General features: G+C 67.0%; 13 protein-coding genes. 2 read left to right on the plus strand and 11 right to left on the minus strand.

The annotated features are described in order from the left end of the window. The first annotated feature begins 526 nt into the window (after positions 1–526). Positions 527–1,774 carry an ATP-binding protein gene (locus HY699_12610; GenBank protein ID MBI4516645.1) on the plus strand — a complete coding sequence of 416 codons (1,248 nt, stop codon included), beginning with the start codon at positions 527–529 and terminating at the stop codon, positions 1,772–1,774. Positions 1,775–2,297: 523 nt separating this feature from the next. Here the strand turns inward: HY699_12610 and rnhA are convergent. Next, positions 2,298–3,041 carry a ribonuclease HI gene (rnhA, locus tag HY699_12615; protein MBI4516646.1) on the minus strand — a complete coding sequence of 248 codons (744 nt, stop codon included), beginning with the start codon at positions 3,039–3,041 and terminating at the stop codon, positions 2,298–2,300. A 129-nt stretch (positions 3,042–3,170) separates the two neighbouring features. On the opposite strand from rnhA, the gene HY699_12620 reads away from it, so the two are divergent. Continuing rightward, positions 3,171–4,085, plus strand: coding sequence for a hypothetical protein (locus HY699_12620; protein MBI4516647.1), 915 nt, complete (start codon positions 3,171–3,173; stop codon positions 4,083–4,085). A 183-nt stretch (positions 4,086–4,268) separates the two neighbouring features. Here the strand turns inward: HY699_12620 and HY699_12625 are convergent, their stop codons facing one another. From HY699_12625 to HY699_12670, 10 genes are all read right to left on the minus strand, one after another. After that, on the minus strand, positions 4,269–5,627 hold the full coding sequence (locus HY699_12625) for a GMC family oxidoreductase (protein ID MBI4516648.1): 1,359 nt from the start codon (positions 5,625–5,627) through the stop codon (positions 4,269–4,271). 125 nt (positions 5,628–5,752) lie between these two features. Beyond that, entirely contained in the window at positions 5,753–6,718 is a 966-nt protein-coding gene (locus HY699_12630) for a Gfo/Idh/MocA family oxidoreductase (GenBank protein MBI4516649.1), read from the minus strand. A 58-nt stretch (positions 6,719–6,776) separates the two neighbouring features. Beyond that, positions 6,777–7,772: a glycosyltransferase family 2 protein gene (locus HY699_12635; GenBank protein MBI4516650.1), complete on the minus strand. Its 996-nt coding sequence runs from the start codon at positions 7,770–7,772 to the stop codon at positions 6,777–6,779. Beyond that, positions 7,769–8,878 carry a DegT/DnrJ/EryC1/StrS family aminotransferase gene (locus HY699_12640; GenBank protein MBI4516651.1) on the minus strand — a complete coding sequence of 370 codons (1,110 nt, stop codon included), beginning with the start codon at positions 8,876–8,878 and terminating at the stop codon, positions 7,769–7,771. Before HY699_12640 ends, HY699_12635 begins: the two co-directional genes overlap by 4 nt. A 37-nt stretch (positions 8,879–8,915) precedes the next feature. After that, positions 8,916–10,679, minus strand: coding sequence for a glycosyltransferase family 39 protein (locus tag HY699_12645; protein MBI4516652.1), 1,764 nt, complete (start codon positions 10,677–10,679; stop codon positions 8,916–8,918). Then, complete coding sequence (locus tag HY699_12650; protein ID MBI4516653.1) at positions 10,676–12,355, minus strand: glycosyltransferase family 39 protein; 1,680 nt, start codon at positions 12,353–12,355, stop codon at positions 10,676–10,678. Before HY699_12650 ends, HY699_12645 begins: the two co-directional genes overlap by 4 nt. Before the next feature lie 11 nt (positions 12,356–12,366). Beyond that, positions 12,367–13,254, minus strand: coding sequence for a 4-deoxy-4-formamido-L-arabinose-phosphoundecaprenol deformylase (locus tag HY699_12655; protein MBI4516654.1), 888 nt, complete (start codon positions 13,252–13,254; stop codon positions 12,367–12,369). A gap of 27 nt (positions 13,255–13,281) precedes the next feature. Beyond that, positions 13,282–14,241 carry an NAD-dependent epimerase/dehydratase family protein gene (locus HY699_12660; GenBank protein MBI4516655.1) on the minus strand — a complete coding sequence of 320 codons (960 nt, stop codon included), beginning with the start codon at positions 14,239–14,241 and terminating at the stop codon, positions 13,282–13,284. Next, positions 14,238–15,164, minus strand: coding sequence for a formyltransferase (locus HY699_12665; protein MBI4516656.1), 927 nt, complete (start codon positions 15,162–15,164; stop codon positions 14,238–14,240). The genes HY699_12660 and HY699_12665 overlap by 4 nt, the downstream gene beginning before the upstream one ends. A gap of 20 nt (positions 15,165–15,184) precedes the next feature. Beyond that, positions 15,185–16,129: a glycosyltransferase gene (locus HY699_12670; GenBank protein ID MBI4516657.1), complete on the minus strand. Its 945-nt coding sequence runs from the start codon at positions 16,127–16,129 to the stop codon at positions 15,185–15,187. Between the last annotated feature and the right edge of the window lie 270 nt (positions 16,130–16,399).

The raw sequence follows: 16,399 nt of genomic DNA on the forward strand, positions 1-16,399 counted from the left end.
CCTTGCCCGAAAAGCGGCCAAAGGTCAAGCGAGAAATTGCAAAGTCCTTCGCTCTGCCGAAAACTGCCACAAGCTCAGTGGCTTGCGTCGTTACCGAACAACCAGTCCTATTTGCTCAAACGTAAGCGAATGCCATTGCCCGTGGGGCACCCCCGCAAGAAGCCATGAGAAGCTGATTCGTCAGGGTTCCTGGAGCAGACGACCGGAGACCATGCCCCTCATCTCTGCGCGTTACGCCAAGCCGAGATCAGGCGATTGAGAAGCTCATCCGGCGTCATCCCTGTTCGGCCGCACCTGCGTGAAGTACCCTTTCATCGTTCTCGCTCCCCGGCGCGGTGATAAGAGACGACGCGATTCCGAGCCTGCTCCATCCGCAGGCTCAGGCGACTTTCCTCACGATCGGCGACGCGGACTTCTGGCGCAAGGTCGATATGGCGCTGCGGCTTATCAACCTCGGTGGTGGACCGCGGCCGGAGAACCCGTGAGGTTGACTTTATATTCGTCGGCTCATTATAAACTCCGCCGTATGTTTGGTCGCTGGGTAGCGCCGCGCTGGCAGAAGAAGTTCGGCGCCCCGTACGTGCATCTCGTCTTTGGTGCGCGGCAGACCGGCAAGTCCACGCTGTTGCGGGCGCTGTTGCCGGATGCGGCCGTCTGGCTCGACTTCTCCCGCCCCGCCGAGCGGGCGGAGTACTTGCGCAATCCCGATCGTCTCGTGCAGCAGTGCCGCGCGCTGCCGCGCTCGGCGCGGCGGGCGACGGTGGTGGTCGACGAAGCGCAGAACGTACCGGCGATCTTCGATGCCGTGCAGCATCTCTATGATTCGGACCAGCGTCGCTGGCGCTTCGTGTTATGCGGCAGCTCCGCCCGCAAGCTGCGAGTGACTGGCGCCAATCTGCTGCCGGGCCGCAGTTTCTTGCACCATCTGTATCCCCTCCTGCTGGTGGAACGGCCGCCGGCAAGGGCGCCGGAGGCACGGCCGCAGCCACCGGGCCCCTTACCGATGCCGGCGCCCGGTCCGGTACGTGAGCCGTGGTTTGCGGAGGCGGAGTTGTTCGAGCGGTTGCTCTTCGGCGAGCTCCCCGTCGTGGCGACCGCCGCGCGCTCCCAGCGTGCCGAGCTCCTCCGTGCCTACACGGTGGTCTATCTGGAAGAGGAACTCCGCCGTGAGGCGCTGGTGAAGAACTGGCCGGCGTTCGCCCGGTTTCTGCAACTGGCCGCGGCCGAGGCTGGTCAGATGATCAACTACGCCGGCGTCTCTCGTGAGGCCGGGGTGAGTCTGCCGACCGTGAAGAGCTACTATCAGTTGCTGGAAGACATGTTTCTCGGGTTTCGGGTGACGGCGTTCTCGGGCAGCCCGCGCAAGAGCCTGTTGTCGACGGAGCGCTTCTATTTCTTCGACGTCGGGGTGCGCAACGCGGCTGCTGAGCTGCCGCTGGAGACCGCGGCGGTGCAGGCCAACCCCGGTCCCGTGTTCGAGCAATGGGTGGGGATCGAGTTGTGGAAACGCCTGCGGTATCTCGGCTCGGGCAAGCTCCATTACTTGCGCACCAAGGCCGGCGCGGAGGTGGATTTCATCATTGCCCACCGGGGCCGCCTCACCCCCGTCGAGGTCAAATGGACGGAGCACCCGGCGCTGGCGGACGCGCGGCATCTGCTGGCGTTCTTGCGTGAACACCCGCGCCACGCCCGGCACGGCTATCTGATCTGTCGCTGTCGCACTCCGCTGGCGCTGAGCAGCCGCGTGACCGCGCTGCCATGGTCGTGCGTGTGAGACCAAGTCGGGCCGAGCTGTCAGCGCTGAGCGATCCTTCAGCTTGAAGTCCCCCGATTGACATCGGTGAGCGTGCGGGTCAACGCCGGTTCGGGGAGATGTCGGTGACGAATCGTCCGGGCACGAGCAGCTGCTGCTCGCAGGCCCAGCCAAAGGCTGGTTCAAGCCGGCGAAGCGTAAGGAAACGACCGACGACATCCGGGGTCCAAGACTCGGATGACTTATCTGGTTGATGCCAACGTGCTCAGCGAGCCGACTAAGCTCGCGCCGAGCCCCAAGGTGGACTGGCTGAGCAGCAACGAAGGCAACTTCGTGGTGGACTCTGTCGTCTTGGGCGAGTTGTGCATCGGGGCGCTCTTGCTGCCCGCCGGACGCAAGCGCACGCAACTCCAGCAGTGGCTGGACGCCGTCGTGCAGGCGATCGGGTGTCTCCCGTGGGACGCTGCCGTGAGCCGGCGTTGGGCGAAACCAGGCGCGGCCGCAACAGTAGAGCGCACTCAGCGGACTTCTTCGGGGGCCGATCTCACAGGTCCTCCGTCCCATATCCCCACGCGCGCAGGATCGCCGCCTCGTCGGCCGCGCTCATTGCCTTCTTGAACTTCGCGCCGGAACGGCCTTTCACGCGACGCTCGCAGTCGGCCCAGCTCGCGTGACGCATAGCTTTGCCGTCGACGACGCTCAGATACGAGTGCGCCGCAACCTTGCCGGTGCTGCTCGTTGCCGCGCCGGCTGCGCGCCGAGGCACGCCGGTGTCTTCGGGAACATCAAAGATCGGCAGCGGGTAGCGCAGCAGTGGGCCGTGGTAGAGATCGACGTGGCGTTTGCGGGCGTAGGCGTTGGCGATCTCGTCGACCCGCTCGTTGCCCGGGATGCCGAAGTGGCCGCGGACGTAGTGCCACGTGATGCCGCCTTTGCCGCGCGCGGCGACCAGGCTCGCTAACGCCTCCCACAGCTCGCGGTTGAGTACATCGTTGCCCTCGGCCGTCTTCCAGCCGCGCTTGCGCCACGCCCGGATCCACTCGCGGATACCGTTGATGAGGTACGTGGAGTCGGTGTGGATCGCCAGCGCGCCCGGCGTGCGGCGCAGGCGCCGCAGCGCGGCGATGGCCGCGGTCAGTTCCATCTGATTGTTCGTCGTGTTCGCAGCGCCACCTCCGAGCTCGGTGACCTGGCCGCTGGGGGTGGCGATGACCACCCCCCAACCGCCGGGCCCGGGATTGCCCTTGGCGGCGCCGTCGGTGAACACCACGATCGGTTGCTCGCTCATGCTTCGGTCTCCACCGCGTGCCTGTTGCCCGGTTTGCGCGGCGAGCGCAACTCGCCGCCGGCGCTCGGCCGGTTGCGTCGCCGGCGCGCCACCGCCACAATGACGCGCGATCGTATCTTTCGGTGAACGATGCTGCGGATTCCCGGTCATCACCTTGGCGACTCTTGGTACTACGTCGACGGCGAGCAGGTGCACTGCTTCTTCCTCATCTGCCCCGACACGACGACGCGGCACATGGCCTGGGACATCGCTCGCGCTTCGAGCTTCGACCTGACCAACTGGGTCTACCACGGCATCGTTCTGAGCCGCGGATCGGCGGAGGCCTGGGACGGGATTTGCCTGGCTACCGGTTCCGTCTTGAATCGCGGCGGTTGCTTCTGGATGGCGTACACCGGCAACTGGTTCGGGCCGCAGCCGGCTGTCGGCCTCGCCGTATCGCACAACCTGCACGACTGGCAAAAGGCCGCGGGCAATCCGATCACCACGATAGATGAGCACTACTACGCCGCGACCAGCCGCGGCCGACGCCCGTTGCCCCACTGGCGCGACCCGTTTCTCTTCGAGGCCGACGGCTTCGTGTATCAGCTCGTCTGCGCCACGGCAAAGGGCAATGACAGCCCGGCCGGAACCGTCGGGGTGGCGCGCAGCCGCGACATGACAACCTGGGATGTGCTGCCGCCGCTCGACGTCGAGCTGTTCGCCGAGGAGCTGGAGTGCCCGCAAGTCGTTGCCGGCTCCGGGCGCTACTACCTCATCTTCTCCACACTTGGTGACTTGCTGCTGTCCAACACGCCAGCGAGAGCGAACCAGCAGGGCGGCAACATGTACGCGATGATTGGCGACACTCCCCTCGGACCATTTCGCGTCGCCAGCCCGGAGCCGGTGCTGCCCGCAGACATGCCCGACCGTCCTTACGCCGGCCGCATTGTCGATCTCGAGGGCAAGCCGTATCTCCTCGGAACCGTCTGGAGCGACGCCGGCGATCGCATCTCCGACCCCATTCCGATCGAACTGACCCCGACAGGGGTCAGGGCTTGCGTTTAGCGCTGGCCCGAGCAGGGCGCGGCAGGCGGGGTCGGGTCGGCACTATTGCAGCTTGGGCGCCTCGCCGGGCTGGACCAGTTCCGCACGAGGGGCATCGGCCGTTTCCGACCTGGGCGGCATCCCAATTGATTACCGGCAGCTCGCCTTCGAGAGCGGGGAGTTTGCGTGGAACAGCGCAACGGCCTAGGTGGGCGCGGCGGCCGTGCCGGAGTTTCTCAGCGTGTTGCCGCGCGCCAGCAGGTGGGCCGCCAGTCGTTTAGCCAGTCCGATGATGGTGAGCACGGTGGGCCGGTCGAGCGCCTCCGGGAAGGTGCTGGCATCACAGACGTAGAGGTTCTCGACCTTGGTCTGCAAGTGCTCGTCGAGCAGTTCGCCGATGCGCACGGTGGCGCTGGGGTGGGTACCGCGCAGCGGGGTGATGAAGATGGAGTCGGGGTCGGCGCCCGCGCGCGCCAGAATCCGGTGCGCCACGATGGCGCCGTGGTTCAGCCGGAACTGATCGCGCTCCGTCATCGGCTTGGAGATATCGCCGTCGAGCGTGACGCCGCCGGAAACTTCGTCCTTGATCTTGATCATCACGCCCAGTGCGCGGCTCCACGCCGGCCACTTGAAGAGGTGGCGCGGACTCTTGAGCACCGCCATCATCGGGAACAACAGCCACGGATCGATCAAGGTGCTGAGCATGTAGCCGACCTCGTCGTTGGTGTACCCCCACGTCATCGGCGGCTCCTCGCCGATGCCCTGGTCTTGCGACAAGCCGCAGACCATCACCGTGGTGTCCATCGCCAGGCCGCGCCCGGCCTCGAAGAAGCCGGCGCGCTGCAAGATTAGCGGCGTGCCGATGCCGCCGGCGGCGAGCACCACCACCTCGGCTGCAACCTCGAACGGCTGGCCGGCCAACTTCCCGCGCACCCCGCCGACCTGGCCGCCTTCGATGATCAGATCGTCCACGCGCGCTTCGGTCATCAGCTCGCAGCCGGCCGCCACCGCTTGATCGACCCACTCCGCCGCGTTCCACTTAGCGCCGCAGCGGCAGCCCAGCATGCACTTCGCCCCGCAACTGAAATGTGAGCTGCGCGCCGGGCGAATGAACTTCATCAGCGGCTCCCACTGATACCCGAGCGCGAGCGCCGCCTCGGCAATCCGGGTCGAGGCCTTGCCGCGCTCGGCCGGCGCTAGGGGCGCGATCCCGATTTCGGCAATGGTCTCGTCGATGTACGCATCCAAATCGATGCCGTAGCGCTCCTTCACCCATGCCGGCGGCCGAGCCGCCGAACCGCAGTACATGCTGGTGGCGCCGCCCAGCATCAATGGCCGGATGACGTTCAACCCTTCTTTGGTGAACAGCAAGGTGTGGCGATCGGCGTAGGTAAGCGCGCCAACATAAGTGCCGTAGTATGCTTTGCGGCGGTAATCCTGCCCGCGTTCGAGCAGAATGACCTTCTTGCCGGCGCGCGCCAGCTGGCGCGCGGCGGTGGCCCCACCCGGCCCGGAACCGACCACGACCACTTCAGTTTGTTTCTTGACTTGCTCGGTTTTCATGTTGGCTCCCTTGCCCGCCGCGGCAGGACTAAGCGCCTCACTCTAGCTCCCCGGCTGGGGCGCTGGAACGTCACCGGATGACCAAAGACAGCAATCCTGGTGACGGCTGCGCCCCGGGCGCGGGGTTATGCCTCGGCTGCTTCCAGCAGCTCCACCACCCGCGCCGAGTACACACCGGCACTCGGCGCCGCCACGCCCGAGCCGATCGATCCAACGAAGGCTTGCGCTGCCAGCGCCAACGGCTCCTCGTTACCGCCCGGGACGACCTCCGCCGGCTCGAAGCGCGGGATGGGCACGACGTTGTCCAGCACTGTGGCGGGGTCGGTGACGGTGTAATCGAAGAAGGTGAGTTTGCGCTGGCCGAAGCGGCCCTCGAACTGCAGCATGCCTTGCGAACCCACCACCACCACGCTGGCGGCTTTCACGGGCGAGAGCCAGCTGAGGTAAACGTGCGCCGATACGCCGTCGCTCAGACGTACCGTGGCCACGGCCATATCGGCTAGATTGGGTTGAAGATAGGTGAACTGCTCGACGCGGATCGAGTCCACCTCCGCCGGCGCCAGGTAGCGCAGGATGGCAAGATCGTGGGGCGCCGAGTTCCACCACACGTTGGAGTCGCGCCGAATCCGGCCCATGCCCAGCCGCTCAAACGACAAGTGATAAAGGCGGCCCAAGCGGCCGCTGTCGATCCATTGCTTGGCCGTTTGTACCAGCGGGTCGTAGAGAAACGTCTCGTCAACGAAGAGCGTGAGCGCATTGGCGCGGGCCAGCGCCACCAGCTCGCGCGCCTCCTGGGCACGCAACGCCAGCGGCTTCTCCACCCAGCAGTGCTTGCCGGCGCGCAACGCCAGGCGCGCCAAATCGAAGTGGGTCGACGGCGGCGTCGCCACGGCCACGGCCGTCACCGCCGGATCGGCGCACAGGGCGGCGGTGTCGGTGAACACCCGCGCGCCGACGCCGGCGGCCTGCAGTCGCGCCGCGTCGCCGTCGCACACCGCCACCACCCGCAACCCCGGCGTGCGCCCGAAGGTGCGCAACAGCTTTTCGCCCCAGTAGCCCAGGCCAACCACTCCAATGCCAACGTCTGCCACCTGAATTGCCTCCTTAATCCGCCGAAGAAAAAGCGCGCTGGGCTCGCCCTAGCGTGAGCTAGGCCCCGGCCGCCGCGCGGTCGCGGGGTTGCCCGGTTTGGCCTTCCCCAGCCGCCGGTCGATCGCAACCAGTGCCCCGGTACTCGCAACGGACGCGATAGACGCCGTCGCGTTGGGCCCGGTTGAAGCGGTGCAGGTTCCACCACACCATGGCGGCGCCAGCGTCGGTGAGCAGCGCGATCATCGCCGCCAACACGGCGCCGGATGCCAGCGCGGCGAGCACCGCCGCACCGGCCAGCACGGTCAGCCCGGCGAAGATCGGCGCGAACAGGCTCGGGTTGGCGATCATGAAGCGAATCGCCAGCACGTCGCGCGCGACAATCAGCGTGCGGCTGATGCCGTAGTGTGACTCGCCGTGCTGGCGGCGGCGGTCATTCACCGCCACCTCGGCCACTTGGTGTGGCCGCACCCCGAGAATTGCCGGCAAGAAGCGGTGAATCCCCTTGGGCAGCTGAATGCCGGCGAGCAGCGCGCGCTCGTACACCTTCAGCCCACAGCCGTTGTCGTGCACCGGCAGCCGGGTTACGGCCGAGATCAGGGCGTTGGCGATGCGTGACGGCAGCACGCGCAGCAAGGTGCTCTCCTGGCGCCGCTGTCGCCAGCCCGAGACCACGCGCACACCACGGGCGTGCAGCGTCTCGAGCAGCTGTGGGATGTCGTGCGGGTCGTTCTGCCCGTCGCCGTCGAGCGTCACCACGTAGTTGCCGCGGGCGGCGTGGAAGCCCGCCGACAGCGCCGCCGCCTCGCCGAAGTTGCCGTCGAGGTCGACGATGCGCAGGCGCGGCTCCGCGGCTGCCAGCGCGCGTAGCTCAGCCAAGGTGGCGTCGCGGCTGCCGTCATTGACGAAGATGATCTCGAACTCCGGCGCCAGCGCTTGTACCACCGAACCAATCTCCTGACACAGCGCGCCGGCGTTGCCGGCCTCATTGTACACCGGCACCACCACCGACAACGCGGGTGGCGCCGACTCGACGTTGCGTAGCGCTGATCTCATCGGCGGAAGAACCCGGCAACGGCGTCGATCACGCGCTGCACTTCGGCATCGCTGAGGTCCGGGAACACCGGCAGTGACAAGATTTCCTGGGCCAGCCGCTCGGCCCGCGCTAAGGCCGGGCCTTCGCCGTAGTCGCGCAGCCACGCCACCTGGCGGTGCAAAGGCTCGGGGTAGTGGATGCCGGTCTCGATGCCGGCCGCTTTGAGGTGCGCCGCCAGTGCGTCGCGCCGCGGCGTGCGGATCACGTACTGATGGTAGACATGTACTTCGCCGGGGCCTTCGAGCGGTACGCCGACACCGAGCGGGGCGAAGTGCCGGCTGTAGCCGGCGGCGATCTCGCGCCGGCGCTGGTTGCGGGCCTCGAGCGAGCGCAGCTTGATGCGCAGCACCGCCGCCTGAATCTCGTCGAGCCGGTAGTTGCCGCCGTAGACCACGTGATGGCTCTTGCGCTCCTGCCCGTGGGTTTGGAACAGCCGCACCCGCTTGGCGAGCTCGGCATCCGCGGTGGTGATGAAGCCGGCGTCGCCGTAGGCGCCGAGATTCTTGACCACCCCGGCACTGAAGCAGCCGACGGCACCGAAGCTGCCGACTTTGCGGCCATCGCGCGCGGCGCCGTGAGCATGGGAAGCGTCTTCTACGACGGCCAGGTTGTGGGCGCGCGCCAACTCTAACACCGGCTCCAGCTGCAGCGGGCTACCGTACATGTGCACCACCATCAGCGCTCGCGTGCGCGGCGTGATCGCCCGCTCGACCTGGGCCAAGTCGGGGCCCAAACCGTTATCCTCCACATCCACCAGCACCGGCTGGGCCCCGGTCATACGGATGGCCTCGACGTCGGCACAAAAGCCGTTGGCGTGCAGGATCACCTCGGTGCCCGCACCGACGCCGAGCGCCCACAAGCCCAGCGCCAGCGCATCGGTTCCGGAGGAAGCGCCGACGGCGTGAGGTACGCCGATATAGGCGGCGATTTCCTGCTCGAAAGCGGTGGTGTTAGGGCCCTTGAGTAGATGCATCTCGGCGAGGGTATCACTCCAACAGCGCGACACCTCGGCGGCGATGGCCGCGCGCTCGCGCTTGAGGTCGAGTAAGGGGATGGTTGTTGTCATCAGCTCAACTCCTTGAAAAGCGCTCGTGGTGGGCAGCCTAGCCGTCGTGCCGGCGCAGCAAGAGCAGACGGCGCCGGTTGCCGTCCTCCAACCCAGCGGGCAGCTCCACCCGCTCGAAGCGCCCGCGCTGCGGCGCTGCCAGTTGCTCCCAATCGGCGCGCGCCATCAGCAAGTAACGGGGGGCGGCGTCCGTCAGCTCGCCTTGGTAGCTGGCGAGATGGCCGCCCCAGTAGAAGACCGCCACATACTCGAAGGTACGGTGGAAAGCGATCGGCTCTTGCCCGACCACTTGCCTGACCGCGGTCATGAAGTCGCGATAGGTCTTGTGCGCGGCGATCTGCGGCAACACGATCTGTTGGGTCAGCACCGAACCGGCGCAGGCTGCGCCCACCATCGCGGCAAAGGCCAGCGCCCAGCGGCCGGGCCGGCGCAACGCCAAGGCCAAGCCCCACAACGATACGGCGGCAGCCGCCAGCAATGCGAGAATGCCGGCTGGCTGCGCGTGCAGCACCTCGCCAACCCAGCGGCTGTACAGGGCCGCCTCGCCGGCCCAGCCAGCGCCGGCCGTTTCCACCAGCCGCAGCCCCAGCGCTTCGATTCCAGTCACTGCCATCAGCACGAGCATCAGCGCCGCCACTAACAGCGCGACGAGCCGCAGCACCGCTCGCCACCAAGCCGGCTCCAAATCGCCCACCGTAGTGCTCAGGGCGCTTGCCCACCACTGGCCGAGTAACAGGCCCAACGCCGGATAGAGCGCGAGCAGGTACACGCTGCGCTTGCTCACCGCGAGGGCGTAGAGCCCGAACACCGCGGCGACCCACAGCAGCAGATACCCGCGCCAATCACCGGCCATCAGCTCGCGCCGGGCGCGCCACAAGCCCACCGCCGCGCCGGGCAGGAACAGCGTCCACGGCAGGAATCCGGCCGCCAAGCCGCCGAGCAGGTACAGCGGCCCATGGCGGTGCCCGCCTTCGTACTCGGTCGCGTCGAACATCCGGAACAGGTTTTCGTTCAAGACCTGTTTGCCGAAGAAGTCGAAGCCACCAATGATCAACGCCAGCAGGTACCAGAGCCCGGTGATCACGGCGACGGCCAGCAGGCCACGCCCCAGCCGCAGCTGCCGCAGCGGTGTAGTGTCTCGCCGTACGGCGCAGCTGGCCGCGATCACCAGCGCCGGCAGCGCAACTCCCACCGGCCCTTTGGCCAAGGTGGCGAACGCCATCGCGCCGTAGAACGGCACCAGCCAGCGCCGGTGGCCCTGACTACGAACGAAGAACAGGTACGAGAACAAGGCGCCCAGCAGCCCGAACGTGAGCGCCATGTCGACCCGCGCGCTGGTGGCGGCGCGCTGCCACTCGAAGCTGGTCATCGTGATCACCGCGCCGAACATGCCGGCTGGCAACCCCCACAGCGCGACGCCGGCCGCGTAGGTGGCCAGTACGCCGCCCAACGAGAGCGCCGCCGAGGGCAGTCGAATGCTGCCCTCGGCGGTGCCGCCGTGCACCAGCGCGGTCAGCGCTGCTAGCCAATGAAACAGCGGCGGCTTCGACGGCAGCTCGATGCCGGTCGGCCCGTCGCGCCGAGGCAGAATCCAGCCGCCGCCGTGGGTCATCTGCCAGACCACCAGCGCCTCGCGCGCTTCGCCGTGGGTGTGAAACGGCGTCCGGCCCAGACCCCACAACTGCAACCCGCCCCAGAGCACAACCAGCACCAGCGCGCCGGCGAGCAACGGCAGCCGCCGGTGCGGCACCGGCTCCGGGGAGATCTCCGCTGCTGCCGCGATCGGTTCTTCGCTGTTCATGGCAACGGCTGGTTGACGAGCAAGACCTTCTTGCCTTCGGCCGCGATTTCGATCGGAGCCGGATCGAGCCGCGGGCGCAAGGGCGCCAGCTCGACGCGGTTGATGACCAGAAACATCCGCGCCGGCGACGCCCAGGCCTCGACGAGTTGATCGTCACCGGGCCAGAAGTACGCGCGCTGATCACCTTGGCGGCTGCCGAAATCCAACTCGCCCCAAGCGCGCACCATGATCACCCGGCGCTGGCTGTACAACGGGATGCCCTGCACGTAGTGACCATACACCACCACCAAGTCACTCGCTTGCGCGCGCTGGTGAAGGGCGCGGCCGAGCGCCCGATAACTGCTGGTGACATCGCGCGCGCTCATGGCCAGGGAGAGGAACGCCAACATGCCGCACACCGCCACCGCCAGGCCCCGCCACTCGTCCCGCTGGCGCCTGATCAGCCAGCCCGTGACCACGAGCATCAAGCCACCGCCACAGAGCGCGCCGATGATCTCGGCCACCACCGGGTGAACACGCAGCAGCCCGGCAATCGCGGCACCGGCTATGACGATCCAACCCAGCAGCGTGAACAGCCGCCCCAGGTAGCCTTGCAACCGCGCGCCCTGGGCCAGCGCCTGTTGCAACGCGCGGGCGCTCACGATCGCCAGTGGCGGCAGCGCGGGCAGAATGTACGTCACCAGCTTGGAACCAGAGAGGCTGAAGAACCCGATGACGACACCGGCCCACAGCAGGCAGTACCAAGTGCCCGACGACCAGGCCCGCAGCTGCCGTGCTGCCGGCCACCACCCCGGTGCCAGCAGCAGCGCCGCGGTCCACGGCAGCATCGAGGCGAACACCACCGGCAGATAGAACCACACCGGCTGGCGGTGCTCGCGTGGCGCCAGGTAGCGCTTGAAGTGCTGGTCGATGACGAAGAAGTCGACGAACTCCGGGTTGCGCAGGCTGACCGCAACGAACCACGGCAGCGCGACCGCGAAGAACAGCAGCAGGCCGAGCGGATCCAGCAGCTGCCGCAACCCGCGCCCGTCGCGTTGCACCAGGAGGAAGCCGGCGACAACGGCTCCGATCAGCACCACCGCCACCGGGCCCTTGGTTAGTACCGCCAAGGCTGCGGCCAAGTACATTACACGGTACCACTGTCGCTGGTGATCGGCGGAATGATAACCGAACCAGCACGCTGCCAGCGCGGTGGTCAGACAAGCGGTCAACGGCAGGTCGAGCGTGAGCGTCTGCCCCATGGCGAAATACAACGGCGAGGTCGCCAGCAAGGCCATGCCCGCGAACCCGACCCAACGGCCATAAGCGTGGCGACCGACGGCCCAAGTCAGCGCCAGCGTGGCGAGCGCCGAGAGCACCGGTACCAGACGGGCAGCCCAATCACTTACGCCCAGCAGCCCGAAGGCGATGGCGGTCAACCAGTACACCAGCGGCGGCTTCTCGAAGTACTTCACGAAGTTCAGCGTCGGCGTGACGAAGTCGTGCCGCACCAGCATCTCGCGCGCGATCTCGGCGTAGCGCGGTTCGTCGGGCTCGGCCAAGGCGCCGAGGTCGAGCGAGAAGGTGTAGGCGGCGACCAGCGCGAGCACGAACAGCACCTTCGCCCACAGCGGTAGCCACGGGGCAGGCGTCGCGCCGGGCGCCGCGGCTGCCGGCGTGATTGCTTCAGTGCCCATCTCTGCCTCGATCATACTTGGGTCGCTACCGTTCCGTGCCGGCCGGCGATCGGCCGAGGCTGTAAGTCATGTACCGGCAATGCCGCCCGGTCGAGTCGCGCGGCCTCGGCATCCAAGCGAACGAACATCACCTCCGCTCTTAAAGCCGCCAGCAACTCGGCGAACAGGCCGAGGTGTGCCATGCCCTCGACCTCGGCGTGAATCGTGTGCACGTTCAGGCCGTCGCGCAGGCAGCTGCGGTAATGGCGGATGAGGGCGGCGGGCTCGGTGCTGACCTCACCGTAGGTTTCATCCAAGGTCGGCCAGGTGCTGGGGATCTCGGGCGTGGCGAACACCCGGCTGCCCAGCCGTGCGCGGTAAGGCATCAGCCCGCGAGTGTCGCTGTGGTAGAGCAAGCCGGCTTCATCCTCGCATGCGAGGCTATTCGCCGTGCACTGCCAGCCCGGGGCCGCAAACGAGCGTGGCCGATGGCCGAGGATGTCGGCGTAGACTTCGCACCCGCGGCGGAATTCGGCGCGCACCTGCGCCAGCGACAACCGCGGTAGTCGATCCTGCCAGTAGACGTGATCGTAACCGTGTACGCCGACCTCATGCCCGGCCGCCTCCAGTTCTCGCAGCTGCTGCGGAAACGCGCGCGCGATCTGCGGCCCCGGCAGCAGCGTCCCGTACAGCACGGTGCGCCAGCCATACATGCCGACCGCGTTGGTGCGCCGCATCTTGGCGAGAAAACCCGGCCGCATAATGCGCCGAATCGCCCGCCCCGAGTGGTCCGGCCCGCAGGCAACGAAGAAGCTCGCCGGCAGCTGCAGCCGGGCGAACAGCTGCTGCAGCGCGGGCACGCCGCGTTGCAAGCCGGCGTGAGTGTCGACGTCAACCTTGAGAGCCAGCCGAGCTGTCACGGTCAGCCTTGCGCGAAAAGAAGCGAGTCAGGACGGCATGCTGCGGAACCACTCGATGGTGCGCCGCAGCCCGTCGGCGAGCTTAGTGTCCGCCTTCACCCCCAGTACCTGTTCCATCTTGGAATTATCCGGCACCCGGCGGGGAATGTCTTCGTAGCTGGAGCCGTAGACCGCCTCTTGGGTGACGAACTTGATGGTGGAGCGCGAGCCGGCGATGCGGATCATGGTTTCGGCCAACTCCAGGATCGAGGTTTCCACCGCGGTGCCGATGTTGAAGACGTCGCCGTCGGTGTCGGGCGCCACGCCCGCCGCCACCGTGGCGCGCACGGCGTCGTCAACGTAGGTGAAGCAGCGCGTCTGTTGGCCGTCGCCGATCACCGTCAGCGGCTGGTGGCGCAGCACCTGGCCCATGAAGATGGTGATGATGCGGCCGACGTCGAGCTTGTCGAGCCGCGGGCCATAGACGTTGAAGTAGCGCGTGATCGTCACCGGCAGGCCCATCTTGTGGTAGGCGAAGCAGAAGTGCTCGCCGACCGCCTTCGAGGTCGAGTAGCACCAGCGATCGATGCGGGTGGAGCCGAGCACGCGGTCATCATCCTCGCGCCAGGGCACCTTGGGGTTACGGCCGTAGACTTCGGAGGTGGAACCGAACACCACCTTCTTGCCGTGCTTGAAAGCGAGCTTGAGCACGTTCTGGGTGCCGTTGACGTTGACGTTGAGCACCTCGTAAGGGTCGCCGACGTAGTACTCGACGCCGACCACCGCAGCGAGGTGATAGACCAAGTCGGCGCGGGCGATCAGCCCTTCGAGAATCTCGCTGTTGAAGACGCTGTCGCGGATGTAGTGAAAGCCGCGCTTGGTCATGAGGTGGCGGACCTTGTTGACGCTGCCGGTGTCGAGGATGCTGACCTCGTCGCCGCGCGCCAGCAAGGCCTCGGAGAGGTGGGAGCCGACGAAACCGCCGCCGCCGGTAATGAGAACTTTCATGTCAGCATCGCTCCTCGGGTGATGCCGTGCCGGCGCGCGCACTCGGCCGCCGGCGCATCGCCCTGGTCGCCTTCCAGTTGCGCGCGCGTGATGCGCAGCACCCCGTCGCCGGTCTGCACGAGCAGGCCATCGTCCGTGCCCAGCACCTGCCCGGCCGGTGCCGCTACCGCCGGCGCCTCAACGCGCTGGGCTTGCCAGACCAGGAGCTTGCGCTCGCCCCAGTATCCGAATGCGCCGGGGTACGGGTGGGTCACCGCCCGCACCAAATTGCGGATGGTCGTGGCATCGCGGGTCCAGCTGATGCGGCCATCGTCCGCTTTGCGCCCGCCGAAATAGCTGGCGCAGCGCTGATCCTGCGGCCGGCGCGGCGCCCGGCCGGCGCGCAACAAGGGATAGGTCTCGCGCAGCAGGCAGGCGGCAGCATCGGTGAGTTTGCGAAACAAGGTGAGGGCAGTGTCATCGTCGTCGATGGCGACGGCGCGCTGAGCGACGATGTCGCCGCGGTCGGGCTTGACCTCCATGTAGTGCAAGGTCACGCCAGTCTCGCGCTCGCCGTGGATCAGCACCCAGTTCACTGGGCAGCGGCCGCGGTAGCGCGGCAGCAACGAGCCGTGGAGGTTGAGCGCGCCCGCGGGCGGAATCGCCAGCAGCTCGGCCCCGAGCAGCTGGCGGTAATAGAAGGAGAAGATGAAGTCCGGCGCCCACTGGCGTACGCGCGCGAGCCACTCGCTGGTGTTGACGTTGGGCGGGGCGAACACGGGTATCGCGTGCTCCTCGGCAAGTGCGCGCACGGAGCGAAACCACACCGTCTCCCCGGGATCATCGTCGTGGGTGAACACCGCCGCAATCGGATCACCCGTGGCCAGCAGCTCTTGCAGGCACACGTAGCCGATGTCGTGATAGGCGAAGACAACCGAGTGCATGGTAACCCGCCGGGCGTGGCTCACGTCCGATGGATCGCGCGGATGCGGTAAGTCGGTCGCCGGCGCACTTCCAGGTAGATGCGGCCGACGTACTCGCCCACCAGGCCCACGGCCAGAATCAGCACGCCGATAAACACAAACAGGATCGCGAACAGGGTGAACACGCCCTCGCTCTCGGGGCCAACGAAGAACCGCCGGATCAGCAGGAACACCCCGAAACCCATCCCGGCCAGCGCCACCAGAACCCCCGACAGGCTGACGATCTGAATCGGCAGCAGCGAGAAGCCGGTCATCAAATCGAACGACAGCCGCATCAGCTTCAGCAGGCCATACTTGGAGCTGCCGCTAAAACGATCGGCGTGCCCGACCTCGATCTCCGCCGTCCGCCTGGCCAGGGAGTTGGCCAGTGCCGGGATGAAACTGGAGCGTTCGTCGCAATCGATGATCTGGCGCACGATTTCGCGCCGATAGGCGCGCAGCATGCAGCCGTAGTCGTGCATTTGTACGCCGACGGCCAACGAGGTCAGCCCATTGATCACGAGCGAGGCGAGCTTGCGGAACGCCGGGTCGTGGCGGGTCTCGCGCCAGCCGCCGACCACCTCGTAGCCTTCGCCCAGCTTGGCCACCAAGCGCGGGATTTCCTCTGGGGGGTTTTGCAGGTCGCCGTCGAGCGTAACGATGATTTCGCCGCGGGCGGCCGCGAAGCCGGCGAGCACGGCGGCATGCTGGCCGAAGTTGCGTGTCAGCTCGATGACCCCGACGTGGGCGTCGGTGTCGCTGATGCGGGCCAGTGCCGCGAGCGAGCCGTCGGTGCTGCCGTCATCGACGTACCAAACCTCGTAGCGCAACCCCATCTCGTGCAAGGTACGGGAAAGGCGCGCGTGCAGCGTCTCGATATTGGCCGCCTCGTTAAAGATCGGGATCACCACCGAGAGCTCCGGTGCCGCAGCGGGAGCGCGGGCGATATCAACTGCGTGTAATGGGCGGGCGTCCGACACCGCGCTGGTCCTTTCTGCCGGTAGGCACCGTGCACAGACCACAAACGGCGGCAGAATTCAATTTACCGGCCGCGGCGGGGTGTGCGACAAATCTGCGGGTAACGTGCAGCCGACCGGGCAAATCCTCACCAGTCTGACAGTACTGTGTACTGTCAGGCCGAGGCCCATGGCCGAAAGGGACGCAATTTGTCATCTTCCTGGCGCGGCGCCACTTCTTCAGCTGCTTTACTCCCGCAC

It is taken from the genome of Deltaproteobacteria bacterium (genome assembly GCA_016210005.1).
Lineage (GTDB): Bacteria > Desulfobacterota > Binatia > HRBIN30 > JACQVA1 > JACQVA1.